This window comes from Akkermansia sp. KLE1798 (assembly GCF_001580195.1).
GTDB classification, from domain to species: Bacteria; Verrucomicrobiota; Verrucomicrobiia; order Verrucomicrobiales; family Akkermansiaceae; genus Akkermansia; species Akkermansia biwaensis.
Genome location: NZ_KQ971094.1, coordinates 41080 through 66392, shown reverse-complemented (window position 1 = coordinate 66392; position 25313 = coordinate 41080). Strand labels below are relative to the sequence as shown.

Here is a 25313-nt window from a genome sequence, read left to right as displayed (position 1 = left end):
CATGGTTACCAAGGAACTCACCATCATCAACAAACTCGGCATCCATGCCCGCCCGGCTGCTCAATTCGTCAAACTGGCCAGCAGTTTCGATGCAGACATCGTCGTGGAAAAGGATGGCGAAGAAGTTGATGGAAAGAGCATTCTGGGCCTCATGATGCTGGCCGTGGGACACGGTTCCAAGATCACCGTCACGGCTGAAGGGAAGGACGAGCAGCAGGCGCTCGACGCGCTGGAAGACCTGGTCGCCCGCAAATTCGAAGAAGATTGAACATATTCCGGCTCATGGCCATGAGTCCGGGCCAGAAAGCCCGCAGATGATTCAGGAACCCATTTCCACGGAAGAAATACATCTCCAGGGCATTCCTGTTTCTCCCGGCATCGCCCTCGGTAAAATCAGGATCCAGATCAAGGGGTCCAAGGAACCGGTCGCCTACGACATTGAGCCGGACGAGGTGGATTCCGAACTGGTGCGCTTTCACCGCGCCCTCCAGACGACCTCGGTGCAGATCAGGGCCCTGCGCGAGCGTATGATCCAGATTTCCGGGGAAAAGGAAGCCGCCATTTTTGACGCCCACATTCTCCTCCTCCAGGACAAGATCATCCTCGACCAGGTCCGCACGGAACTGGCCAGGCGCCTCCAGAACGTGGAGCATATTTTCTACGTGGTCATGCAGAACTACATGGAAGTCCTGCGCTGCGTGGACGACCCCTACCTGCGGGCCAAAACCGCGGACATGGAGGACATCATGCAGCGGGTGATCGACAACCTGCGCAGCACGGAACCGCCGGAGGAAGACGAGGAGGACGAGGAAGAGCCCGAAATCCTCGTGGCGTACGACCTGACGCCTTCCGACACCGCCGCGGTGGACGCCAGCCAGATTCACGGATTCGCCACGGAAATAGGGTCCTCCGTTTCCCATACCGCCATTCTTGCGCGCTCCATGGGCATTCCCGCCGTGGTGGGGCTGGAACAGGCGCTCCTGAATGTGGAAAGCCACGCTCCGGCCATCCTGGACGGCTACAAGGGCGTCCTCATCCTCAAGCCCTCCACGGAGACCGTGGAATACTACAAGCGGCTCCAGGTGGAGAAGGAAAAGGCGTACAAGGCCCTGGAAGCCCTGCGGGACCTGCCCACCGTCACCCGGGACGGCCGCAGCATCCGGCTCTCCGTCAACGTGGAATTCCCCCACGAATACTCCGGTATCAAGGAAGTGGGCGCGGAAGGCGTAGGGCTGTTCCGCACGGAGTTCTTCCTGCTGGGCAATCCATCCGGCATGCCGGATGAAGAGGAGCAGATGCACTATTACAAAAAACTGGCGGAAGGCTGCGCCCCCCACGGCGTCATCTTCCGCACGCTGGATTCCGGAGGCGATAAGCTGCCCTGCGAACGGCTCGACACTCCGGAACCGAACCCCTTCCTGGGCTGGCGCGGCATCCGCGTTTCCCTGAGCCGTCCGGAACTGTTCAAGCAGCAGCTCCGCGCCATTCTGCGCGCCTGCGCGGACACGCCCGGCTGCGGCATCATGTTCCCGATGATTTCCGGCTATACGGAAGTAATCACCGCCAAGCACATCCTCCAGGAATGCCGGGAAGAACTGGAACGGGAAAAAGTCCCCTACGCGCGGGACTTGAAAGTGGGCATCATGATTGAAGTTCCCAGCGCCGCCATCATGACGGACGTGCTTGCGAAGGAAGTGGATTTCTTTTCCGTGGGAACCAACGACCTGACCCAGTACACGATTGCCGTGGACAGGGTCAACAACCGCGTAGCCAACATGTTCCGCCCCACGCACCCGGCCGTGGTGCGCATCATCGGCATGACGATTGCCGCCGGGGACAAGGAAGGCATCCCGACGGCCATCTGCGGGGAAATGGCGGGTGACATCACCCTGCTGCCCCTGCTGGTGGGACTGGGGGCCACCTCTATGTCCGTGGGCGTCCACCTGGTTCCCATCATCCGCTACGCCATCCGCAATCTGGACTACGGCCAGTGCCGGGAGATGGCCGGGAAAGCCCTCTGCGCTCCCAACAGCCGGACCATTGTCAATCTGAGCCTGGCCCTGGCCCGGGAATCCTATCCGGCCCTGTTCGAATAAAACCGGAAGCCAGAGCATGGCCACGAAACCGTTCTATCCCGCATCCGGCAAAAAACATGGCCGGGCAGACATGCAGTCTTGACAGATTCACGCGTCACGTGCGTTATATTACTATCAGCATTTTCATCATGAGATATTCCAAAACCGCCGCCTCTCTCGCCCTGTGCCTGCTCGGCACCGCATTTTCCGCCTCCGCAGCGACTCCGGCGGCAACTGCCGCCCCGGCCGCCCAGAAACGCCCCAACATCATTTTCTTCCTGGTAGACGACATGGGCTGGCAGGATACCTCCCTGCCTTTCTGGAGGGAAGCCGACGGCACGCCCAAACCCACCTTCCTGAACAAACGCTACCGCACGCCGAACATGGAGGCCCTGGGCAAACAGGGCATGGTCTTTACGGACGCCTATGCCCAGCCCATCTGCTCCCCCAGCCGGTGCAGCCTCATGTCCGGCATGAATTCCGCCCGGCACCGCGTGACGAACTGGACGCTTCTGCGGGATAAGACTACGGATGCAAGCCACAAGGCGCTGCAAGCGCCGCCGGACTGGAGCGTCAACGGCATTCAGCCGGCAGGCACCAAATCTTCCGGCACCACCCGTCTGCCGCTGACGGAACAGGAAATCCGGTACAAGATGGACAAGCCCTTCACCCCCATCCTGGGCCTGCCCGCCCTGCTCAAGAAACAGGGGTACACGACCATTCACTGCGGAAAGGCCCACTTCGGCAGCAAGGAAACGCCGGGAGCCAATCCCAAGCTCTTCGGGTTCGACTACAACATCGCCGGCACGGAAATCGGCGGCCCTGCGGACTACCGGGGTTCCCAGAAATACGGCACCGGCAATTTCCACGTCCGGGGCCTGGATGAGAACAATTATTACGAAAACGACACTTTCCTGACGGAAGCGCTTACCCTGGAAGCCCTCAAGCGCCTGGACGCCATCCGCAAGGACCCCAGGGAGGCCAACAAGCCTTTCTACCTTTACATGTCCCATTACGCCATCCACGCCCCCTTCAACATGAACGGCTATGACAAGCGTTTTGCGGAAAACTACTCCAATCCTAACGACGGCCACAAATGGTCCGACAACGAGAAGAGGTATTCCGGCTTGATCGAAGGCATGGACAAGAGCCTGGGCGACATCCGGGAGTACCTGAAAAAGAACAATCTGGATAAAAACACCATCATCATTTTCATGGCGGACAACGGCGGCCTGGCCATCAGCGGACGCATGGGCAACAAGGAATCCAACTATCCCCTCAGCTTCGGCAAGGGGTCCAACCGCGAGGGTGGCATCCGCGAACCCATGATCGTGTACTGGCCCGGAGTCACCAAGGCGGGAAGCGTCTGCACCACGCCCGTCATCATTGAAGACTTTTTCCCCTCTATTCTGGAGATGGCGGGAGCCACCAAGGTGAAAACGCCCCAGGTCGTGGACGGCAAGAGTTTCGTACCACTGCTGAAAGGCGGCAAAATGGCCGCCAACCGTCCCCTGCTCTTCCATACGCCCAACGTATGGGGGGAAGGAAACGGCAACAGCCCCCTTTATTCCCCCAGCACCGCCATGCGCCAGGGCGACTGGAAACTGATTTACTGGCACCCCACCCAGAAGTTCGAACTGTTCAATATCAAGGAAGACATCAGCGAAGAAAACAACCTGGCGGACAAGCACCCCGAACGGGTGAAAGCCATGGCCAAGGTCATGACCGCCCTGCTCAAGGACCGCAAGGCCCAGATGCCCACCTACAAGAAGAACAACCCCGCGGGGGCCCGCGAAGGCTCGCCCGTGCCGTGGCCGGACCAAGCCGCCGCCAGGCTTTAAAGGCATTTGCTCCCCTCCCCGGAAAGCCGCATTATTCCCTTTTCTTTTAAAGGAACCGGGAGTATGGTGCGGCTTTCCTGTTTTTATTCCCTTTCCAACATATGAAAAACCTCCTTTCCATAGAACAGCTCACCGGAAACGAAATCAGGGACCTGCTGGCCCTGGGCCACAAGCTCAAGGCGGAATGCGGCCATCATGAACACCTTCCCCTGAAAGGCCAGACCTGGGCGCTGATCTTTTCCAAATCCTCCACCCGCACCCGCGTTTCCTTTGAAGTGGGCATCAGCGAGCTGGGGGGACGCCCCATGTTCCTTTCCGTCCATGACATCCAGCTGGGGCGGGGAGAACCCATTAAGGACACCGCCCGCGTGCTGGGCCGCATGATCCACGGCGCAGCCATCCGCACCTACGGACAGCAGGAAGTGGAGGAATTCGCCTCCTTCTCCGGCATTCCCACCATCAACGCGCTGACGGACGAGGAACATCCCTGCCAGATACTGGCAGACCTGCTGACCATTGAAGAGCTTTACGGCCCCGGCTCCTGGAAAGACATGAAAATCGCCTTCGTCGGAGACGGGGACAACAACATGTCCCGCTCCTGGATGTGGGCGGCCAAGCGGCTGGGCTTCACGCTCGCCATCGGCGCGCCCACCAATTACCTGCCGCTGGAAGATTTCCGCAGGCATCTGGACTGCGACAACGTCATTTTTACCACGAACCCCGTGGAAGCCGTCCGGGACGCCTCCGTCATCAACACGGACGTCTGGCTCTCCATGGGCCAGGAGGCGGAAGGGCAGTCCAAGGAAAAGCACTTCTACCCCTACCAGGTGAACGAGGAACTGCTGGCCCACGCGGCCCCCAGCCATTCCGTGTTCCACTGCCTGCCCGCCTACCGCGGGAAGGAAATCACGGAAGACGTACTGGAACGCTTCGCCCCGGTCATCTTCCAGGAGGCGGAAAACCGCGTGCATGCCCAGAAAGCCGTTCTCGCCACGCTTGCTGAAGCCAGCAAGGCATAACTTTCCATTCCCCCGCCATGAATTACGAAGAACGCCTGCAAGACCTGCTGGACGAACTGGACCTGTTCCAGGACTGGACGGAACGCTACGAATACATCATCAGCCTGGGCAAGAAGCTTCCCCCGCTGGAGGAGGCGTACAAGACGGACGAGTCCCTCATCAAGGGCTGCCAGTCCAGGGTGTGGGTGCATACGGAACAGGACAGCAACGGCCTTCTGAAACTCTACGCGGACAGCGATTCCCTGATCACCAAGGGTCTCATCGCCGTATTCGTACGCCTGCTCTCCGGCCTGCCGCCGGAAGAAGTCCTGAAAGCGGACATGTCCAAGCTGGACAAGACCGGACTCAAGGACCACCTGGCGCCCACCAGGGCCAACGCCCTCAACTCCATGGCAGCCCAAATCAAGCAGGCCGCCATGCGCATGGTTGAAAACAAGTAACCGTCCCTTCCCCCATGTTCTCCAGACTCCTTCCCCATCTGGCCCTTCTGGCCGCCGCCTGTTCCTGCATCTCATGCAGCAGCACTTCCGGAGACATGACGATACGCAGCATTCCTTCCGGGGCCAGCCTGCGCGTCAACGGGGAGTACGTGGGGCAGGCTCCCGCTACCCTCTCCCTGAACAGGCACAAGCCCATTCACGTGGCGGCGGACAAGCCGGGCTACTACTCCGCGGAAAAAACCTTCCACCCGGAAATGACCACAGGAGGGGCCATTCTGTGGGGACTCAACAACGAGAAGTCTAAAAACTTCAAGACCGATACCCTGACCATCCGTCTCAAAAAGAGAAATTCCGAAGCGCCCCCGCTGGAGAAACTGCCTCCGGCATGGGAGCAAGGCCATAAGCTTTAGTAAGGGCACGGGCCGGAAAAGTTGATTCATCCACAGCCATTCAGAGAGGCAGCGGCCATCCTTTTTCCATCAGGGACCGCAACGCCCGGATTTCTCCCGGCTTCAGGCTTCACCGGGCATCAGGAGAATGTCCCTCCCCTTCTTTTGTAAAACGGCAAAACCGTCCGCCATTTCCCCAATCCGCATCTTCAGGGAATCCGGAAAAGGTGTCGGCGCATTCCTTTCACCGGACAGGGCGGCAATTGCGGCATCCGCTACGCATCCGGTTCAGCGGGACGAGCCATCACGGCGGACCCCACCCTTTTCAGCACCAGGGCCGTGCGGGGAAGCAGGTACAGGGAGAGCCTGCCCTCTTCATCCGTGAAATGGTGCACGGAACCGTCCTGCCGCCCGAATCCGCCGAACCGGGCATTGTCCGTATCCAGCACCACCTTCCATTCCCCTTTCTGAGGTGCGGGCAGCGTGTAGTCCATGATCGCCCGGTCTCCGGACCAGTTGAATACAAAGACAAGCCCCCCGCGATGAAAGGCCATGATCTGGTTTTCCTCGTCAATATTCAGCGGAAACGGCGGGGGATTGTTCAGCAGGCGCGCCTCCAGGGCCAGCCGCACCATGGCATGGTCAAAAGCGTTCAGGAACTTGAACCTCAAGCCGGGGTTGTCCACCAGCGACCACTGGCGGCGGCAATGGCTGTAGGACCAGCCGTTGCCCTCCCGCGGAAAATCAATCCATTCCGGATGCCCGAATTCGTTGCCCATGAAGTTCAGCCAGCCTTCGCCGCCCGCGGCCAGAGTCACCAGGCGGATCATCTTGTGCAGGGCCATCCCGCGGTCGATGACCAGGCTTTGCTGGTCCACGGCCATCTTCCAGTACATTTCCTCATCCATCAACCGGAACGCCAGGGTCTTGTCCCCCACCAGGGCCTGGTCATGGCTCTCGCAGTAGGCCACGTGCGGTTCTCCGTAACGCCTGTTCGTCAGTGTGTACCACATGTCCCCCATGCTCCATTCCTCGTCCTTCCTCTCCTTGAGCAGCTTAATCCAGTAATCCGGAACGCCCATGGCCAGCCTGTGTGAAAAACCAATGCCGCCTTCATCCACCGGACGGCACAGCCCCGGCATGCCGGACATGTCTTCCGCAATCGCAACGGCACCCGGCTTCACCCGCTGGATCAGCGTGGAAGCCAGCTGCAGGTAGGCGACGGCATCCGGATCAACGGAGGAGCCGAAGTACGCGCCCAGCTCTCCGAACGGCTCATGCCCCCTGTGGAAGTACAGCATGGACGTTACGCCGTCAAAGCGGAAGCCGTCGAACCGGAACTCTTCCAACCACCACCGGACGTTGGAAAGCAGGAATTCGATCACCTCGTCCCGGCCGTAGTCAAAGCAGCAGGAATCCCAGTCCGGATGGCGGCCGCGCTCCCCGGGCAGGAAATACATGCCGCCGGAACCGTCGAAGTCGTTCAGCCCCTCGGCCTCGTTCTTCACGGCGTGGGAATGCACCACATCCAGAAGCACGGCAATGTTCAGGCCGTGCGCCTGGTCGATCAGGTACTTCAAATCCTCCGGCGTTCCGAAACGGGAGGAAGGCGCGAAAAACGAAGAAACATGATAACCGAACGAGCCGTAATAGGGATGCTCCTGCACGGCCATCAGCTGGACGGTGTTGTACCCCAGGGCCGCGATGCGGGGAAGCACCTGGTCCGCAAACTCGCGGTACGTGTGCACGCGCTCCTCCTCCCCGCTCATCCCCACGTGCGCCTCATAAATGAACGGCACGTCCACCCGGGAAGGATCGAACCCGGAGTTCCTCCACTCGTAGGGATGTTCCGGCATCCATATTTCCCCGGCAAAATCATAGGTGGATGGGTCCTGGACCGTCCTGGTAATCCAGGCGGGAATCCGGTCCTTGCCCGTGCCGTCCGCCCCCACCACGTGGACTTTCACCTTCTGGCCATGGGCGAGGGAATCCGGAGGAAGGGTGATTTCCCACACGCCGCGTTCATTCCGCACCAGCGGATGGCTCCTGCGGTCCCAGCCGTTGAAATCCCCCGTCAGGAACAATCCGCGCGCGGCGGGCGCCCATTCCCGGTACGTCCATGCCCCCGTCTCCGGGTCCCGGTTGAAACCGTAATAGCGGTAGCCCTCCGCATGCCTTTCCAAGGTCCCGGAACGCTGAATGATCCTCTTCATCTTCAGATCAAACAAACGCTGGCGGTCGCGGATCTGGCGCGCATACGGCTGCAGCCATCCGTCGGCCATCACCAGGCCGGGAATCGGGGGTCTTCTCATTATTCAATGATACTCCGCCGCAATCAGCAGGGTCAAGGAGAAAGCCGTCCCCCCTCCCCCATGCATCCGCACAAAAATGCAGGAGTCTCCCGTTCAGCATCCTTCCCCTGTCCGCAAATGCCGGACATTCAGGAAGAAAACCGGAGGAAAAGTTGACAAAAAACAGCTTCCATTCAAAGATGGATGCCGTGCACGCCTGCCGGACACTCTTCCCGGAAGCCGTTCCGCAAGTCTCCCTTCCTGCCATTCCCGGCTATCGTCAATCCCGCTAGAAGTTCAACATATTCAACATGATATGATTAAAAAAATCCATTATTGCTGGTTCGGCTCTCCTGTTCCTGAAGCAGTCCGGCAAAATGTCCGGAAATGGAAGGAACTGAATCCGGATTTTGAGATAATAGAATGGAATGAGTCCAATATTGACGTTTCCCGTTTTGAATTTGGCAGAAGATGCCTGGAACAGAACAAATGGGGGTTTTTGGGAGACGTCGTCCGCCTTCAGGCCCTGGTGGAGCACGGAGGTTTTTATTTGGACTGCGACGTGGAACTGTTCCAGCCCCTGTCCCGGCTCCCCGTGGACCATCGCTTTACGCTGGGGTACATGTATGACTGCGCCCTAGGCACCGCTTTTCTTTATGCTCCGCCGCAGCATCCCCTCTGCATCAGCCTTCTGAGCCTGCATAATGAAATAAGGAAAGAATGCTGGCCCGTTTCCAACACGATTTATACGGATTACTTCATCAATGAAGTACCCAAATTCCTGCTGAACGGAAAAAAATGGCAAAGCGATCTGGCAACCTTGTATCCCAAGGAGTTTTTCGAGCAGCCCGCCTTCATCCGTTCCCGCGGTTTTTCCATCCACCACTGCTGCGGCTCCTGGATGCCGGGAAAAAGCCATTCCTTCATCCTGAACCAGGCATTCTGCCACCAGGTCAAATGGCTCAAGCGCAAGATCAATACGGCCCTGGCTCTCCGCAGGAACGAGTTTTATCCCTATTACCGTGCCGCTCTGAAGGGCGTTTCCCTGAAAAAGAATTATGACTGGCGTATCAGGCAATAACAGGAACACCCCTCCGCACTGGGACATCGCGCTGCTGGGACTGTGGTGGAGCTGCAACTATGGGGCTGTTCTAACGTCCTTCTCCCTGCACTGCGTATTATCCCGGCAGGGCTACAGGGTTCTTCTGCTGGACCATGCCCCCATGACCATGGCCTCCCATGTTAATGATCCCGGTTCCGTATTCCGCACGTTCTTCAGGGAGGAAGGAATAGAGTCCATTCCCATCTCTTCCCGCAGGGATGCGGAAAGGACGAACAGGCTGGCGGATACGTTCATCGCAGGTTCCGACCAGTTATGGAATTACAAATATACGCATAATCAGGATATGCAGTATTACCTTGATTTTGTGGATGGAGAAAAACGTAAAATCGCGTATGCCACTTCTTTGGGTGATTTGCCGGTTCAGCCTCCACAGGATTACCTGGACCGCATACCGCGTTATTTGGACTGTTTTCACGCCATTTCCGTACGGGAAGGCGATTCCGTACGGACACTGCGGGAAAGATACCACATATCCGCCACGCATCTTGTTGATCCCGTTTTCCTGACAAGCATGGAGGACTGGAAACGTCTAACGCAGAAAGCCTCTCCCATGCCTGATGGAATGTTGACCTATTTTCTGGATATCACTGAATCCTACGGACAGGCCTGTGCAGCCATCTCACGCGAACTCGCCCTTCCCTCAGCACATTTGCTGGACCCCTCCGGCGATATGGAACTCAAAAAACAGTATTTTCCGGAAGGCCGCGTGCATGCGGCAGCCACTATCTACGAATGGGTGCGCGCATTTCAGGATTGCAAATGTGTGATTACCGACTCATTTCACGGGACATGCTTCGCCATTATCTTCAACAAGCCCTTTTTGTGCATCAAAAACGCGCAAAGAGGGGCAATCCGCTTCACGTCCCTGCTAAAGCAATTCGGCCTGGAAGACCGTCTCATTCATTCCCATGAAGAATTGCCCGGTAAAATTCATCTTCTGAGGTTCATGGATGAAGACGCCGTTTCCCTAAAGAAGCATTCCCTGAAACAGCATGCTCTGGACTGGCTCCAGACCAATCTTTCCAATCCCGTTTCCGAGGAAACCAAGGAAAAGGGCATCAGGTGCCGACAAGAACTTTCCTGCTGGAGACCCTCCTGGAAGCTGCGTTTGAGGCGCCGCATCAGCAAACTGGCAAGATGCTGCCTGAATGAGAAGCTCCAGAAAAAGATTTTCCCCATCATGGGAAAATTGATTCCGAGATCATGAGACTTTTTCCTGCCGGAAAGAGCCTGCATTCCGGCAGGGAATTTCAGTAAATTTCCAACGGAATACATATTCCCCGGCCTCCCGGCGCCGCATGGGCAAATCATCGCTTCAGGCGGTACATCAGACACAGCAACCGGCCATAGACCGGCAAAGGCAGAAGCTTGAGAGGATTTCTTTTGAAGTATGGCCAATGCCGCATTTTCCGGCCCAACGTCATTTCCGGCCATTCAACCTCCATGCGGAGTTCCCGAATGAACTCTTTTCTATTTTCCAAATCCCTGCAGACAGACTCGATATGGGGAGAATTTTCATCCGGGCATGATTCCAAAAACATTTCCGTCATGCGCACAATAGCCTCCTGTGCCTGGATAAAGGATTGGTTGATGCCTTTCAAACGGCTGATTCCCTTAAGGAAAGTCTCCATATTCCGGTTCTTTAACCGGGGATTGATCCTGGAAATATTGGAACTGTGTTCAACATATAAAACGAGTTTGTTCTGCAAAACCACGAGTCCTTCATGCAGCCACGCCCTATGAGCTTCATACAAGTCCTCGCACATGGACAGATTCCGGATTTCCGAATAGGGGGCACGCAAGGAGCGTCTGATGGCGGATGCCGTTCCGAGAAACGCCCTGTGAGCAGTTCCATCCTGCGGAAGGAAGGCACGCAGTCCTTTATCCTCTTCCAAATGGGCAGGCCATACAGCCTGCCCGGCGGATTCGCAGACAACCAGTTCCACATCAGAGGCAATATATCTTGCCTGAGGGTACTTTATGATGGCTTCGGCAAGAATGCGGCAGCGGTGCGGGAAAGAGCGGTCGTCACCGTCCATTCGCATAACCCATTCATGAGACGCCAGGGAATACACCTTTTCCAAATGGTCAGTGATACCCATGTTTTGCTCATTGCGGTTTAATTTGATGGAATGGGAGCCCCGGTACGCCTGCTCCATTTCCCTCATGATTTGGAAAGTTCCGTCGGAAGATGCATCATCTGAAAAAATATATTCCAGCTTTCCCGCGTAATCCTGATTCAAAACACTCTCAATCGCCCCCCGGATGCTACTTTCCTGATTAAATCCTGTTACAACAACAGTCAAGGCAGGCAATTCATGGAATGTATTTTGCATAAACACAGCATTCTTTTTTCATATCTACATTCCTCCTTGAAACAAAAACCATCAAACAACGGCGTCTCTGCATGCACATACCGGATAATGAATCCGGAGTCCAGCTACAATTCCAGAAGGGACCTGCGGATGCACGGCTGCATCCAGAAAACTCCGTGCAACAGAGAAAATGGAACGTCCCCCTTGTTTCATCAACACGCGCATCATGATCAAATCCTTCCACTTTTCCCAAGAGCGCATTCAAGGCTGTGCATTCTTTTCTCACTCCCCCCGCTTTTGTTTGAAAAATGCGCCTTGCCTTCCACTCAGCGCAGCTCGTGCAGCTTGTCCTTGGCGGCACGGCCGTAAGCCGTGTTCGGGTATCTCTTGACAGCCTCCTGCCAATATTTCACGGCCTGCTCCGGATTATTAAGCAGGGAGGAATAAATTCCCCCTATTTTATACAGGAAAAGGGCGCGGTCCTCCTTCCTCCATCTTCGGGATGCCAAGCCTTCCTGTAATAATTCAACGGATTCCGCATATCTGCGCATATCATTCAGCAGACCGGATTCCATCAGCCAGGGACGCACCATTCCGGGATTCTCCCTGCGGTTGCGTTCCAAAAGCTCCAGGGCGCCCGCCGCGTCTCCGGCTCCCAGCATGCGCCGGGCCGCGTCCACCAGCACTTCCTCGTCCGTGGTGATATTGGACGCATACAGGGTTTTCGTGACCAGGTCGCTCATGCCCGGAAGCAGGTATTTGACCACCAGCCATATTTCAAAGACAATGACCGGAATCAGTCCGCACAGGGCCTGGAGCGGACTCAGGGGAATGGCCCGCACCAGAAAGGCGAAGATCCCGAGAGGGAGCAGCAGCCACAACAGGCGTATGAAGGTATGGCGGGCAAGAATAAGAATCGTTTTCCACATGGCGGCATCTTTCATGAATCATACGTTATTCCCCGGACGGAGCCGGAAACGGCACATGCCGCCGAAGGTTTTTTTCCTCCCCGGACGGGGAGGAAAGACGCCCCCGGAGGCCGTTGTCAGAATCTGTACACGGCTTCCACGCCCACGCGGATGCGGAAGTCTTCAATGGTGCTCATGCCGGTATAGCGGCGGATATCGGAACGCGTGTTCCCCGCCCAGTCAAACTGGATGAAGGGAATGACGCGGAAGCCGTTCCGCGAATCCACGCCGGAAATGCGCACGGGAGCCGCCAGCTTGATGTTGAACTGGTCGAATCCGGCCACGCCGGCGCCCCAGTAGCTGGAGGAATAGCTGGTGCCCGCGCTCAGTTCCAAATCCACCTTTTCATGAATCAGGCCGCTCCAGCGCTTGCCCGCGTTCAAATCGATGCGCCAGCCCGTCATGCCGTAAAAACCGTACTGGACATCCAGAGCGCCGAAATAGCCGTGCCCCGGATCGTCGTACGCCAGCCCGGCGGTAAAGGATTGGGCCACGGAATGGGGGGCCTTGCCCGTGTATTTGCTCAGATAGCCGGGAAGACCGCCGTAATTGAATTCATAACCGCTCCGGAAAGTCAGGTTCGGGAACAATTCCTTCACGGCCTTCCAGTCCGCGTCAAAAGCGTTCTTGTCGCTCAGCAGACCGTCGCAGAAGGCCAGGTATTCCGCGCCGATTTCCTGCTTCCAGTCCTTGACGAGGTTCAAGTCCACTTCCCCGCCGAAGGTGAACACGCCGCTGCGGTTCAGCAGGGAGGAGGCTACCAGGTCCTTGTAGGCATAGCGGGAGTCGTAGCCAATTCTGGCCGCGCCGCTGATCGTATCGTTGTAGGCACTTGCCGGCCGGGGATCATATCCGTATCCGTCATAGGCGCCGGCGGAAACCGCGGCCAGGGCTCCGGCCGTCATGAACAGGGCTGTTGCTTTCATAGTAAACTTATCTTAACCATTCCACGCCGTCCAAAGCAAGCAGAATCCCGGACGCACGCGGAAAATGCGCCAGGGGCCGTTTCCACCGCCGGAGCATGGTGAAATAATGCAGGGGTTAGCCTTGGAGAACAAGCCCGTGACCTGTATGCTGGCGCCGTCATGGAATGGAATGCGGATTTTTATGAAGACAAGCACGGCTTTGTCGCGGACTACGGGAAAGACCTGCTCTCCCACGTTCCGGACAATCCGGGACAGGCCATTCTGGACCTGGGCTGCGGCACGGGCGCACTCACGCAGGAACTGCTGGCCAAATCCGCCCATGTCGTCGGGGCGGACGCTTCCCCGGACATGGTGCGCAAGGCGCGGATGCTTCACCCGGACATCGACTTCCGGGTGGTGGACGCCTGCCGGATGCCGTGGTCCAACCGATTCGACGTCGTTTTCTCCAATGCCGTTTTTCACTGGATTTCCGATCAAAAGGCCCTGCTGGAAAACATTTTCCGCGTGCTGAAGCCGCAAGGAAGGCTGGTCTGCGAATTCGGCGCCGTCCGCAACATACACCGCATCCAGCAAGCCTTTCAATTCAGCCTTTCCCGGCAGAAAAGGCATCATGAAAATCCCTTTTACTTCCCCACCGTGGAGGAATACCGGAAACTGGTGGAACAGGCCGGACTGCACCCGGAACTGGTCATGGATTACGACCGCCCCACGCCGCTGAAGGACGGGGAGAACGGCTTGCGCAACTGGGTGCGGCAGTTTTTTGCCTCCGACCTGTCCCCTCTGCCGGAAGCCGGCCGCATCCGGATTATTGAAGAGATAGAGTCCGCCCTCCGTAACGAGCTGTGGGACGGCGCCCAATGGGTGGCCGACTACCGGCGCATCCGGGTCATAGCCGTGAAATGACATTTTCCGCACCGCTTTTCCACGAAAGGAAGGTTTCTTTTCCGTGCAGAGCTGCCACGGAAGCACCGGATATCCGGTTAAAGGAGGTTTTCGCGGAGCCACGCCCGGGCTTTTCCTTCTTTTCCTTCTTTTCCTTCTTTTCCTTCCCGCATCCGGTCATTCCGCGTAAAAAGGGGAACTTCCGGAACTGCATGCGGGGTACGCGCATAATGCTTGAGAGTTCTCCGGTCATTTTGTACAACCCCCGGCAATGAGTACGTTCACTCCTTTTGAAGAAAAGATGGAGTCCGCGGGCATCTCCACCGCAGCCATCAAGGCATTTTCCCGCTGTTACGAAGCTCTCGTTTCCAACCATTCCGGCATGATCCCCGAAACGGACATCAGTCCGGCGGCCCAGGTGGCGGACTGGACGAACATCACGGATTCCACGGCACCGGCCGGGAAAGACCTGATTTCCCAGTGCGTCTGCATCAAGCTCAACGGCGGCCTGGGAACGAGCATGGGACTCCAGAAGGCCAAGAGCCTACTCAAGGTGAAGGGGGAGGACACTTTTCTCGATCTCATCGTCAGGCAGGTGAAACACCTGCGCACCGTATCCGGAACCCCGGTGCGCCTGCTGCTGATGAATTCCTTCTCCACCAGCGCGGACACGCTGGCCTATCTGGAAAAGTATGCGGCGGACGGTTTTGCCGACGCCCATCAGGTGGAACTGATGCAGAACCGCGTGCCAAAGATTTTGGCGGATACGCTGGAACCAGCCTCCTATCCGCAGCAGCCCGAACTTGAATGGTGCCCTCCCGGCCACGGGGACCTGTACCCGGCCCTGCTGGGTTCCGGCTGGCTGGACCGGCTTCTGGAAGACGGCGTCAAGTATGCCTTTATCTCCAATTCCGACAATCTGGGAGCCCAGCTTGACATGAATTTCCTGCGCTGGTTTGCGGAAAGCGGAGCCCCCTTCGTCATGGAAGTCACGCGCCGCACGGAGGCGGACAAGAAAGGAGGCCACCTGGCCGTCAGGAAGTCCGACGGTCACCTGATCCTGCGGGAGGTAGCCCAGTGCCCGGACGCGGACATCCCCGAATTCCAGAACATTTCCAAGCACCGTTATTTCAATACCAATACGCTCTGGATCCGCCTGGATTCCCTCAAGCAGATTCTGGACGCCAACGGAGGCGTGCTCCCCCTCCCCATGATCCGGAACAGCAAGACGGTGAACCCCAGGGACCCGGAGTCCGCCAAGGTGTTCCAGCTGGAAACGGCCATGGGCGCGGGCATCGAATGCTTCCCCGGCGCGCGCGCCGTCAATGTGCCGCGCTCCCGCTTTTTCCCCGTTAAAACCACCTCCGACCTGCTTTTGCTGCGTTCCGACGCGGTTTCCGTAGATGCAGACGGCAAGGTGGCCCTGGCTCCGGAACGGAACGGAACCGCCCCCATCGTGGATCTGGACCCCAGCCTGTACAAGCTGGTGGATTCCCTGGACAGCCTCGGCCTGCCTTCCCTGGTGGGGCTGGACAAGCTGACCCTGCGCGGCCGCTTCCATTTCCAGGACGGGGCCGTCCTTCAAGGCACCCTGCTGATGGAGAATAACACGGAGGAAACAAAGGAAATCCTTCCTGGCGTTTATGCCGGAGCCTGAACATACATCATCCGAAACACTTCCCAGTCCGGTGAAAACCGGCCTGGGGGTGGACGATATCCGCCACATTCCCGTGCAGGAGCGGGAATTGCGCTTTACGCGCAACCGGGCGGGAGCCCTGCTGACCGGATCGGCTTTCCTGCTGATTGCCATAGCAGGCTTTCTCCAGCTTGCGGGGCACGGCATCATCACGCCCTATCTTCCCGCCCCCTTGTGGGCCATGCAGGCCACGGCCCTGGTCCCGGCCGTCCTCTTCCTGTATCTGGGGCTCCGCTGCCTGAAGCATGCGGCCGTCATCGTCACGCCTCTGGGCGTGGAAATTCTCCCCTTTGTGCGTCCGCGCCACACCATGCGGTGGCACCTCTGGCAGCAGATATGCTCCGCAGAGCGGGACGGAACGCGGCTGACGCTCCGCCTGGCGGACGGAACAAACGCCGTCATCGGAATGGCTCCCCTGACGGCGTCCAGCCGGGACATGCTGGTCCATGCCGTTCAGGCGCGCCTCAACTCCCTGCATCACTCCGGTTATGGTAAGGCCTGAAAAACTCGCCGCCCTCAAGGAGCGCATGGAATCCCTGGGAATCCGGGAGCAGGACCTGGAGGAAAGTTTTGTTAGAGGCGCCGGGCGCGGCGGCCAGAAGGTGAACAAAACCAACAATTGCGTTTATCTGAAACATGTCCCGACGGGTATCGCCGTCAAGTGCCACGTGGACCGTTCCCGGGAGCTCAACCGCTTTCTGGCGCGCCGGGAACTGTGCGACACCGTGGAACGGCAGCAGACAGGCCGGTGCGCCGCAAAAGCCCGCGTTATCCAGCGCATGCGCAAACAGAAGGACAGGCGCAGAAGGCGTTCTTCGGCGCATTTCCGGCCGCCAGCGGAAGACATGTAAGCAATCCCCGTGGACGCGCCACTGCATGCATCCCTGCTCCATGGGCAATTTCCGGTAGTCCCCCGTTCAGCCGGACGGAACTGGTTTCTGTATTGACTTTCCGGTATGTCCTGATATTTTTAGTCCGAAATCAGACTATTTATTGCATGCACCTCGACCTCAAATCCACGATCAGGCGTTACTACCAAATCTGGCTTGAAACCAACAAGCTTTATTCCCAATGGGCCGAACAGCACGGAATCACGATCAACACGCTTCTGGTGCTGTACATGGTGCGGAATACCGAACGCTGCACCCAGACGGACCTATGCAGGATGCTCATGCTTCCCAAGCAGACGGTGAACAGCATCCTCAAAAACCTTGAAAGCCGTGGTTACGTTTCACAGCAGACGGACAGCGCCGACAGGCGCAGCAAGATCATCATTTTTTCCCCTGAAGGCAGGGATTACGCAGAACACGTCCTGGCCGAACTTTACGAGGCCGAATCGGAAGCGTTCAACGCCATGAGCCCCGAAGAGATCAACGGATTGATCAGCCACAGCGGCGCGTACCTCCGCCATTTCCGGAAAGCCGCTCATCAATAGGAGACCGCCATGCCGTATTTGTATTTGCTGCTGTCCATAGCGGGAGAACTGATAGGAACGCTCTGTCTGAAATACGCGGAAGGGTTCACCCGCCCGTGGCCGACGGCAGGGGCCATTGCCGCGTATGTCATCTGCTTCCTTTTCCTGTCCAAATCCCTCAGGGGCATTGAGCTGAGCGTCGCGTACGCTTCCTGGTCCGGCATCGGGATGGCGGCCGCCACCTGCCTGTCCGTCTTCCTGTTCAAGGAACATCTGAATGCCGCAGGTGTTTTTGCCATCGTCCTCATTGTAACGGGCACCGTGCTTCTGAATGTCTCCGGCACGACGCATTAGGGCGGAGATTTTGAGCCGTCAAGGTTCTGAGGAATTTTCCCCAGCCGGGACGGAGGAAGAGGCGCAGGACGGCTTCCCGGAAATGCGTTGAGGGAAATGTGGCAGACGCCGGGAATATCCCTATTGGCCGCCCTGCCGGCGCATTTCCTCCGTCAGAGTTTTATATTTCTTCTTGAGCAGGGCGAACACGTTCGGGGGAACGTAGCGGCTCACCTGGCTTTCCCAGCCTTCCGGCCCGATCAGGCCCTTGATCATGCTGGAGGACAATTCCGCCGTATCGCGCGGAGGCATCAGGAACACGGTGCAGACCTTGGGGGCCATGTCCGCATTGATATGGCGCATCACGCGTTCATATTCATAATCCTGCGTGGAACGGATGCCGCGCAGCATGAAGGAGGCTTCATGCTCCTTGGCAAAGTCCACCAGAAAGCGGTTGTGGAATTCGGCGATGCGGACCTCCGGCATGTCGGAAAGCGCCGTCCGGAGCATGTCCATGCGCTCTTCATGGGAAAACGTGTAATTCTTTTCCGGATTGTCGCCAATGGCCACAATCAGCTCATCAAACATCCGCGCCCCCTGCCTGATCATCCACAAGTGGCCATTGGTCAGGGGGTCGAAACTACCGGCGTACACGGCGATGCGCTTCATCCGTGCATGCTATACGCCCTCTTTTGGAAAATACAATCCTTTTTCATCATACCTTGTGACTACCACAGGGAACGGCACGGTCAAACCTCCGCCTTTCATCGGAATCCGTCTTGACAGTTTCACGGAAAGCTTTAAAGAGGAACCATTCCCCCTCTCCCGGCAACTCCCATGACAGACCAGCCCCCTCCCTTTCCGGAACGCCCGGCGTTTCCGCCAATGTCCGCAGACACGCCCGTCCGCCCTCCAGCCCCGCCACTTCCCCCTTCCTGGTGGAGGCACGGGAACATACCGCTCCTTGCCCTGGTATGCAGCGGTTTTGCCGCGGATTTCATGTTCGGCACCCTGCAAGGCCTGGGAATCGGCACGGCGCTGGGCATCCTGCTGTACACCGCGGCCTTCCTCATGCTACGGACGGATATCAGCCGCAAGGAACAGTGGTTCCTGGGCGTCATGGCCGTGCTGAATGCCACCGCCGCCGGCCTCAACCTTTCTCCGGATTCCGATTACAACCTGCTTGTCGCCATGTTCCTCCCCCTGGCCGTCATTTTCCTGCCGCAGAAGGAGGGAAACGGCTATGTTCCCGGCACAAGGTACACTTCCTGGCTGGAATACAAATTTTTCCGCATGAACCAGGCGCGGAAGGCGGCACAGGGTCTCAGGGGAAAACTTCCTCTTGCCGCCAGCATCGCCGTCGGCATCTTCCTGTTTCTGTTCTTTCTCTCCATTTTTGCGGACGGGAATCCGGTCGTCGCTTCCGTCAGGACCGCCATGAATGAACTGGCCGTGCGCTACCTGTCCTGGCTGCTTCCCAGCAGGGAGACGTTTGTCCACATGCTCCTGTGGGTACTGGGTTCCCTGTCCTTCGGCATTCTGACCATGCACCGCAAATGCACCCCCTTTGGCGGGGACCGGCCCCTCCGGCCGGAGAAGCCGTGGCTGCCCTCCCTTCCGGCCATTTCCCTGCTGTTCATCAACCTGGCATTCCTGGTCAACAACGGGACGGACATGGCCTTCCTGTGGAGCGGGACAGTGCCGGAAGGTATTTCCCAGACAGGCTACCTGCATGAAGGAGCGGATTCCCTCACCCTGGCGGCCATTCTCTCCGCCCTCATCCTGCTGGTCATGTTCCGGTCTTCCGGGTCCGTGCGGGCTTCAAAAACGGGGACCGTCCTGGGCTTCCTCCTGGCTGTCCAGACAGGGCTGATCGCCGCCAGCGTCGCGGTGAGGCTGTACAACCAGATAGAAGACTTCGGCTTTTCCCCCACGCGCGTTACCGCCGGAATTTACCTGCTTCTGGGGGCCTGCTTCCTGGGCCTCCTGTTCGTTTACATGGCCGGCAGCGGCAACTGGGAACGCTACGGGATGCGCTGCGGGGCATTGTCCCTCGTCTTCCTGTGCCTGGCGGGATTCCGCAGCCCCTCCCAGTTGAGCGGAGACCTCAACCTGATGACCATGGACAGCCATCCGAATTGGTATTTCAGCGACGGCGACCTGCTGCGCTTCGGCATCCGGGACAATTTCCCCTTTGCCGCAGCCGTTTACCAAAGGCTGGGAGGGGATACCGCAGCCGGGGCGAATTCCTACCGGATGATTGACGAAGCTATCTCCTGCCATCACATTTCCAACTGGAGGTCCCTCAATTTGCAGGGATGGCGCCAGAAATGCCAGGATGAGGCATTCAGCCGCCTTCCCGTTCCCACGGCGGAGGCCACTTACGGAACCAAGGCCTGGACCCCCTCCAGGCGTCCCACGGGAATGAGGCCGGAAGCCTGACGGAAAACCTCCCCGTTGCGCCCCGGCAAGATTTTCATCCCCCGGCTTGTCAAGAGGCCGTATTTTTTGCATCATTCTTTTCCGTTATGCAGAAACGACGCGTCGTTATCCTGGGCTCCACCGGTTCCATCGGAACCAGCGCCCTGAAAGTAGCCCGGGACATTCCGGACAGAATGGAAGTGGTGGGCCTGGCCGCCGGCAGCAATGCGGAGGCCCTCGCCCTCCAGGCACGGGAATTCGGCGTTCACAACGTCTGCATTTACGATCCGTCCAGGGCGGAGGAACTCTCCCGCGCCCTTCCCGATGTGCAGGTTGAAACGGGGGAGGAAGGCCTGTGCCGCCTGGCACGGCTTCCGGAGGCGGACATGGTGCTGATTTCCATCGTGGGCACGGCGGGGCTGCGCCCGGCGCTGGCCGCCATTGAGGCGGGGAAGGACCTGGCCATCGCCAGCAAGGAGATTCTGGTCATGGCCGGACAGATCGTGATGGAAAAAGCGAGGGAAGCCGGAGTGCGCGTACTGCCCGTGGACAGCGAACACAACGCCATTTTCCAATGCCTGAACGGCAACCATGGAGGACCGGAAGCCGTTTCCCGTCTGATCCTGACGGCCTCCGGAGGCCCCTTCCGCACCTGGAAGAAGGAAGACCTGGAACACGTCACTCTGGAACAGGCGCTCAAACACCCCACCTGGACCATGGGCCGGAAGATCACCATCGATTCCGCCACCCTGTTCAACAAGGGACTGGAAATGATCGAAGCCCGCTGGCTGTTCGACGTCCCCATGAACAAGGTGGACGTGATCGTGCACCCGCAAAGCATCGTGCATTCCATGGTGGAATACATGGACGGCACCGTGCTGGCCCAGATGAGCAGTTCGGACATGTGCTTCCCCATCCAGTACGCCGTCACCTGGCCCGACCGCGTTCCCAATTCCCTGAAACAGCTCAATTTCGCGGAGATCGGCCAACTGGTTTTCGAGGCCCCGCGGCCGGACGCCTTCCCCGCCCTGAACCTGGCGCGCAGGGCCGGAGAATGCTGCGGCACGATGCCCGCCGTGTACAATGCCGCCAATGAAGTGGCGGTGGACGCCTTCATCCGCGGCGATCTCCGCTTCACCGGCATCTGGAAGCTGGTGGAAGCCGTCATGAACGACCATGTGAACACGGACCCCCGCGGGAACCTGGACTCCATTCTGGAGGCGGACGCCTGGGCCAGGAGCCACGCCGCCGCACTAATACCTTCCATCCACTAATTTTTTCCTTCTCTCAATGACAGCCCGGAGTTCCTCCGGGGCCCCAGCTCCCGCGCCCCGGATCACCATTCTTGACATTCTCAGGGCGCTGGCCCTGCTGGGCATCGTCATCGTCCACGCGCATGACCATTTCAACCTGTACCTTCCCGTTCTCCCCGCTACGGGATGGCAGGCGGCGGCCAATGGAGCCGCGGACTGGCTCTACGAACACCTTTTCGTCAGCAAGTCGTTCCTTCTCTTTTCCTTCCTGTTCGGCCTCAGCTTCTTCATCCAGCTGGACAGGCAGGAGCAAAGAGGCGTGGATTTCCGGAAAAGATTCATGTGGAGGCTCGTTCTGCTGTTCCTGCTGGGCCTGGTCCACACCCTGTTTTATGACGGGGACATTCTCACCATCTTTGGAGTCCTTGGGTTCGCGCTGGTTCTGCTGTACAGGCGCAGCACTCCTTTTCTGGTCATTCTGTGCCTGCTGTGCCTGATGCAGCCCGTCAACGTCATGGATGCGCTGGCCCGGGCCGGAATGGCGGAGGGCTGGCCCCATTCCTCCGGCTGGTTCCTCCCGGATTCCCCGGCGGCGGGGCCTTCCCGGGAATTCCTGTACGCCGGCGGCTCCTGGGGGGAGGCGGCCTGGTGGAACCTCACCCGGGGGCAGCTCGGGAAATGGCAGTTTTTCCTGCTCAGCGGCCGTATCTGGCAGACGCTGGGGCTGTTTATCCTGGGCATGCTGGCAGGCAGATGGCGGCTGTTTGCAGACGCCGCCGGCAAGCGTGTCCTGTTCCTCCGGCTGCTGGGAGTTTCCCTCTTGTTGTTCCTGTCCCTGCTGGCCGTGCGGACGCTCCTTGTTCCGCTGACGTCCTCCCCCGCGGGTTCCGACCTCCGGCACCTTGTCCTTCAATGGGAAAACCTTTCCTATGTGACGGCTTTCGTTTCCGGAGCCGTCCTGCTGTTTTCCCGCCCCGGGCTTCCCCTGCCCTCCGCCCTGCTCAGCAGCACCGGAAAATGCACGCTGACCTGCTATGTGACGCAAACGCTGATATTCACGTTCCTGTTCTTCGGCTGGGGGCTGGGGCTGGCGCAGAGCATGGGGCCGTGGATATGCCTGTGTTCCGCCGTGGCGGTCTTCTGCCTTCAGGCATGGGTATGCCGCCAGTGGCTGAAGCACTTTCTGTACGGGCCGCTGGAATGGCTGTGGCGTACGGCCACCATGTGCCGGATGCAGCCTTTCCTCAAGAAGTGAGGCCCGCGCCCGTACAGGATTCTTTTCCGCAAGGCATGGAATCACGAAAAGCGATTTTCCTGCAGAACGGCCGCGGATTCACGCCACCCAGAGAGAATAGCACAGAACAAGCACAACATTGACCGCGGCGGCGATGAGGAAACGGCCAATTTTCAAATAGCCGATTTTTCCCAGCACGAGAGCCAACAGCAGAAAGGTGGAATACAAGGCAATCCACAGCAGGGCAAACGCCGCCAGGACCCTGCCGTTGCCTCCGCCGTCCAGGGTCACGCGCGAGCCGGACAGAATCAGGGGAAGAGCGGGCATGACCGCATAAACGGCATACACCCAATTCCGGACTGCCGGCCTGGAGGTAACTACCAGCGGGTCCCTGTCAAAAAGAACGTTGCCGGCCTTGATCGCGGTCACGGTCTCCCCGCGCAACGCAAAGGGCAAATAAAACGGCACCAGCATGGGCAGAAGGGCGGGCCAGCCATACACAATTGCCTCCAGGCCGATGATGAAGGCAAGGACCGAAACAAAAACCACCGGTGCCAGCGCGATCAACAGGAAAACAAGGCCCGTCTTGCGATCGGCCCTGTCCCCCATTTTCAGAAATGTCCATGAGATATAAGCCATAAGCACCAGTCAGGATGTTCTCCTTCCGACCTTATTACGATACAGGCTCCAAGCATGGATGGCAAGAGATTTGCAGACTTCACGGATTGGGAATCCGGAATATATTCTGAAAGAAGCTGCCGCTCTTTTTCTGGTTGGCTCCAACGGCATGTTTCGTTGAACCATCAAATCCGATTCGTTTTTTCAACAAGGAAGAAATATACTGCAAATAAATTGTTTCTGCCCTTCACCAAACCAGGAAAGGTCGAAAAATGGAGGAGAATTACCCTACCGCAGCGCTTCGAAAACCATTCGGTTCCGAAAGCCGAAAGTCTTCCGTTCCCAGTGAACTCCTTCAGATAAATAAAAAGGAATTTTATTCCAACTGCTTTTCTATCAAAATTGCATGTTGACTTCCGGATTCCCAATCCTTACTCTCCGCTAAGGATTTCAGGCTTGTACTGTTACCGCTTTTTCCAGCCAAAATAATATCTTCTCTTCCCAAATGGTTGTCTTGAACAGCAAATCTTGGATTTTCTTATCTATTCTTTATCTTGCGCTGCCCGTCATGATTTGGCTTTGTGGATGGGTTCAGCCTTCTTTCTCGCTACCTCTTCTGGCGGCTTTGACAACAGGTATTTTTCTTGTTTACCGCAAGCTTCCTTCAGAACAGGCTTCTCTTCCGCGTCTTCCTTTCATTGCATCTCTGGCAATTATTTTTTGCGCAACGGCCATCATCGGATTTACAGGACATTTTGAACAGAATGCGGATTTTTTCCTTAGAAATCCCATTTACAGTAATTTGGTGCGCTATGACTGGCCACTTGTTTTTCCGGACGGAAACCTGCTTGTCTATTACTTCGGGTTCTGGCTTCCTCCCGCCCTGGCGTCCAAATTCTTTCCCCTGGGATGGAGTCCGTACCTTTTATGGCTGTGGAGCCTGACCGGGATGGTGCTGTTTACAGGAACCATGTCCTTTTACTTTAAAAGCAGGATATGGATTTTCATCCTCGTACTTTTTTCCCTGGCACCTCTCAACGTAGTGATCAACAAGACGGGAATCGTCTATTTTTTGCTGGGAGTGAAAGGATTTGGACAAGACCTGCACTGGAACTGCTGCATGGCTCAACTGGTTTGCACATTCAACCACTTTATTCCCTGCCTTGTGTTTGGAGGGGTTTTTATCAACAGGATGCTGGATAAAGGCAGCCTGCTTTTCTTCAGCAGCCTTCTCCTGTTGTGCTCCCCATTCGGAGGGATCGCCTTCCTGCCCTACCTGGCGGCCGCCATTTATCCGGACAAAAGTTTCTTTTCCGACATGTTCCGTTCCTGGAACGCACGGTCCTTTTTCCTTACGGCGACTGCTTGCGGAATCGTTCTGGTGACGGCTTTATTCATGTCTGGAGCCAGTTCCATGAACGTCCTGCTGCTTTTCCGGAAAGAAACGGATGAGTCCATGATCCTTCTGGGCAGAACCATCATTTTCCTTGCTGCCAACCTGGTCATTCCCGCAATTCTTCTTTACCCCGTTTTCCGGAAATCCTCCATGTTCTGGATAACGATCTGCGGTTTTGCAGCCTGTACACTCATTTACGTGGGAGTTCGCTACAATGAGCTTGTTTTCAAAACATCAGGCGTTTTCTTTTTCTTCCTTGCCATTCTGTGTACACAGGCTTTTCCCATGCTGGGGAAAGTTCGGAAATTCCTCCTTGTTGCCTATATCGCCCTCTGCAGCATTTTTCCGATCAGGCTCTTCATGGATCATGCCAAGACATTTTCAGTCACCCCGGCAGGCATTCAGAAGAATATCCGCAATGAATGGAAAGGCTCCCTTTACCATCCTGAACACATTGCCTACTGGTCGATCGTGAAAAAGCCGACCCCGTTGGAACAGTTGCTGTTTTATTTCCGGGAAGGGGAAAGCGCCAAAGGAGTCATGGCATGGTGCCGCACAGGACGGAACATGAATACTCCGGTCCAACCTCCCGCAGAAGGAGGAAGCCATCTGGAAACGGCAGTTCCGCAAGACAAATAACGCCCCTGTTTGATATTGCTCCCCATGCCCCGGCACGCTA

The 25313-nt window shown here is 57.5% G+C and carries 24 protein-coding genes; 18 read left to right on the top strand and 6 right to left on the bottom strand.

Translation table 11 applies throughout. The annotated features are described in order from the left end of the window. Position 1 precedes the first annotated feature (1 nt). The 6 genes from HMPREF3039_RS10775 to HMPREF3039_RS10750 all read left to right on the top strand — a co-directional run bounded on the left by HMPREF3039_RS10775 (position 2) and on the right by HMPREF3039_RS10750 (position 5785). Positions 2-268 carry an HPr family phosphocarrier protein gene (locus HMPREF3039_RS10775; protein WP_067572974.1) on the top strand — a complete coding sequence of 89 codons (267 nt, stop codon included), beginning with the start codon at positions 2-4 and terminating at the stop codon, positions 266-268. 46 nt (positions 269-314) lie between these two features. Then, positions 315-2096: a phosphoenolpyruvate--protein phosphotransferase gene (gene ptsP, locus HMPREF3039_RS10770; protein ID WP_067572973.1), complete on the top strand. Its 1782-nt coding sequence runs from the start codon at positions 315-317 to the stop codon at positions 2094-2096. Between the two features lie 98 nt (positions 2097-2194). Further along, positions 2195-3916 (top strand): sulfatase, encoded by a 1722-nt coding sequence (locus HMPREF3039_RS10765; RefSeq protein WP_231863918.1) that lies wholly within the window; start codon positions 2195-2197, stop codon positions 3914-3916. A 101-nt stretch (positions 3917-4017) separates the two neighbouring features. Then, on the top strand, positions 4018-4935 hold the full coding sequence (gene argF, locus HMPREF3039_RS10760; RefSeq protein ID WP_067572969.1) for an ornithine carbamoyltransferase: 918 nt from the start codon (positions 4018-4020) through the stop codon (positions 4933-4935). A 17-nt stretch (positions 4936-4952) separates the two neighbouring features. Next, the gene (locus HMPREF3039_RS10755; RefSeq protein ID WP_067572967.1) at positions 4953-5375 is read left to right on the top strand and encodes a SufE family protein; all 423 of its coding nucleotides are present in this window, start codon (positions 4953-4955) and stop codon (positions 5373-5375) included. Between the two features lie 14 nt (positions 5376-5389). After that, entirely contained in the window at positions 5390-5785 is a 396-nt protein-coding gene (locus HMPREF3039_RS10750) for a PEGA domain-containing protein (RefSeq protein WP_067572966.1), read from the top strand. Positions 5786-6039: 254 nt separating this feature from the next. Here the strand turns inward: HMPREF3039_RS10750 and HMPREF3039_RS10745 are convergent, their stop codons facing one another. Next, positions 6040-8076 (bottom strand): alpha amylase C-terminal domain-containing protein, encoded by a 2037-nt coding sequence (locus HMPREF3039_RS10745; RefSeq protein WP_067572964.1) that lies wholly within the window; start codon positions 8074-8076, stop codon positions 6040-6042. Between the two features lie 295 nt (positions 8077-8371). Between HMPREF3039_RS10745 and HMPREF3039_RS10740 the strand changes: the two genes are divergently transcribed. Together HMPREF3039_RS10740 and HMPREF3039_RS10735 are read left to right on the top strand one after the other, a co-directional pair. After that, a complete protein-coding gene (locus tag HMPREF3039_RS10740) occupies positions 8372-9136 on the top strand; it encodes a glycosyltransferase family 32 protein (protein WP_067572961.1) in 765 nt (254 codons plus the stop codon). After that, a complete protein-coding gene (locus HMPREF3039_RS10735; protein ID WP_067982722.1) occupies positions 9114-10385 on the top strand; it encodes a polysaccharide pyruvyl transferase family protein in 1272 nt (423 codons plus the stop codon). Before HMPREF3039_RS10740 ends, HMPREF3039_RS10735 begins: the two co-directional genes overlap by 23 nt. Positions 10386-10485: 100 nt before the next feature. Here the strand turns inward: HMPREF3039_RS10735 and HMPREF3039_RS10730 are convergent, their stop codons facing one another. The 3 genes from HMPREF3039_RS10730 to HMPREF3039_RS10720 all read right to left on the bottom strand — a co-directional run bounded on the left by HMPREF3039_RS10730 (position 10486) and on the right by HMPREF3039_RS10720 (position 13387). Continuing rightward, a complete protein-coding gene (locus HMPREF3039_RS10730) occupies positions 10486-11514 on the bottom strand; it encodes a glycosyltransferase family 2 protein (protein WP_082770259.1) in 1029 nt (342 codons plus the stop codon). Positions 11515-11819: 305 nt separating this feature from the next. Next, positions 11820-12422 carry a tetratricopeptide repeat protein gene (locus HMPREF3039_RS10725; protein ID WP_167506808.1) on the bottom strand — a complete coding sequence of 201 codons (603 nt, stop codon included), beginning with the start codon at positions 12420-12422 and terminating at the stop codon, positions 11820-11822. Between the two features lie 116 nt (positions 12423-12538). Further along, positions 12539-13387: a hypothetical protein gene (locus HMPREF3039_RS10720; protein ID WP_067572953.1), complete on the bottom strand. Its 849-nt coding sequence runs from the start codon at positions 13385-13387 to the stop codon at positions 12539-12541. Positions 13388-13546: 159 nt separating this feature from the next. Between HMPREF3039_RS10720 and HMPREF3039_RS10715 the strand changes: the two genes are divergently transcribed. The 6 genes from HMPREF3039_RS10715 to HMPREF3039_RS10685 all read left to right on the top strand — a co-directional run bounded on the left by HMPREF3039_RS10715 (position 13547) and on the right by HMPREF3039_RS10685 (position 17733). After that, positions 13547-14290 carry a class I SAM-dependent methyltransferase gene (locus HMPREF3039_RS10715; protein WP_067572951.1) on the top strand — a complete coding sequence of 248 codons (744 nt, stop codon included), beginning with the start codon at positions 13547-13549 and terminating at the stop codon, positions 14288-14290. 250 nt (positions 14291-14540) lie between these two features. Continuing rightward, positions 14541-15926 (top strand): UTP--glucose-1-phosphate uridylyltransferase, encoded by a 1386-nt coding sequence (locus HMPREF3039_RS10705; RefSeq protein ID WP_067572947.1) that lies wholly within the window; start codon positions 14541-14543, stop codon positions 15924-15926. Further along, on the top strand, positions 15913-16467 hold the full coding sequence (locus HMPREF3039_RS10700) for a hypothetical protein (protein WP_067572945.1): 555 nt from the start codon (positions 15913-15915) through the stop codon (positions 16465-16467). The genes HMPREF3039_RS10705 and HMPREF3039_RS10700 overlap by 14 nt, the downstream gene beginning before the upstream one ends. Beyond that, a complete protein-coding gene (locus HMPREF3039_RS10695; RefSeq protein WP_067572943.1) occupies positions 16454-16816 on the top strand; it encodes a peptide chain release factor family protein in 363 nt (120 codons plus the stop codon). Before HMPREF3039_RS10700 ends, HMPREF3039_RS10695 begins: the two co-directional genes overlap by 14 nt. A 146-nt stretch (positions 16817-16962) precedes the next feature. Then, entirely contained in the window at positions 16963-17400 is a 438-nt protein-coding gene (locus tag HMPREF3039_RS10690; RefSeq protein WP_067572941.1) for a MarR family winged helix-turn-helix transcriptional regulator, read from the top strand. A gap of 9 nt (positions 17401-17409) precedes the next feature. Further along, positions 17410-17733: a DMT family transporter gene (locus HMPREF3039_RS10685; protein WP_067572940.1), complete on the top strand. Its 324-nt coding sequence runs from the start codon at positions 17410-17412 to the stop codon at positions 17731-17733. A 120-nt stretch (positions 17734-17853) separates the two neighbouring features. Here the strand turns inward: HMPREF3039_RS10685 and coaD are convergent, their stop codons facing one another. Continuing rightward, positions 17854-18381: a pantetheine-phosphate adenylyltransferase gene (gene coaD, locus HMPREF3039_RS10680; protein ID WP_067572938.1), complete on the bottom strand. Its 528-nt coding sequence runs from the start codon at positions 18379-18381 to the stop codon at positions 17854-17856. A gap of 168 nt (positions 18382-18549) precedes the next feature. Between coaD and HMPREF3039_RS10675 the strand changes: the two genes are divergently transcribed. The 3 genes from HMPREF3039_RS10675 to HMPREF3039_RS10665 all read left to right on the top strand — a co-directional run bounded on the left by HMPREF3039_RS10675 (position 18550) and on the right by HMPREF3039_RS10665 (position 22641). After that, positions 18550-20154, top strand: a complete 1605-nt coding sequence (locus HMPREF3039_RS10675) for a DUF4153 domain-containing protein (RefSeq protein ID WP_067952115.1) — start codon at positions 18550-18552, stop codon at positions 20152-20154. An 86-nt stretch (positions 20155-20240) separates the two neighbouring features. Beyond that, positions 20241-21407, top strand: a complete 1167-nt coding sequence (locus HMPREF3039_RS10670) for a 1-deoxy-D-xylulose-5-phosphate reductoisomerase (RefSeq protein ID WP_067572934.1) — start codon at positions 20241-20243, stop codon at positions 21405-21407. A 16-nt stretch (positions 21408-21423) separates the two neighbouring features. Then, positions 21424-22641, top strand: coding sequence for a DUF418 domain-containing protein (locus HMPREF3039_RS10665; protein ID WP_067572932.1), 1218 nt, complete (start codon positions 21424-21426; stop codon positions 22639-22641). 78 nt (positions 22642-22719) lie between these two features. Here the strand turns inward: HMPREF3039_RS10665 and HMPREF3039_RS10660 are convergent, their stop codons facing one another. Further along, complete coding sequence (locus HMPREF3039_RS10660) at positions 22720-23259, bottom strand: hypothetical protein (RefSeq protein WP_067982728.1); 540 nt, start codon at positions 23257-23259, stop codon at positions 22720-22722. A 784-nt stretch (positions 23260-24043) separates the two neighbouring features. Here HMPREF3039_RS10660 and HMPREF3039_RS10655 point away from each other — a divergent pair. After that, on the top strand, positions 24044-25273 hold the full coding sequence (locus HMPREF3039_RS10655) for a hypothetical protein (protein WP_197483341.1): 1230 nt from the start codon (positions 24044-24046) through the stop codon (positions 25271-25273). Positions 25274-25313: the final 40 nt, after the last annotated feature.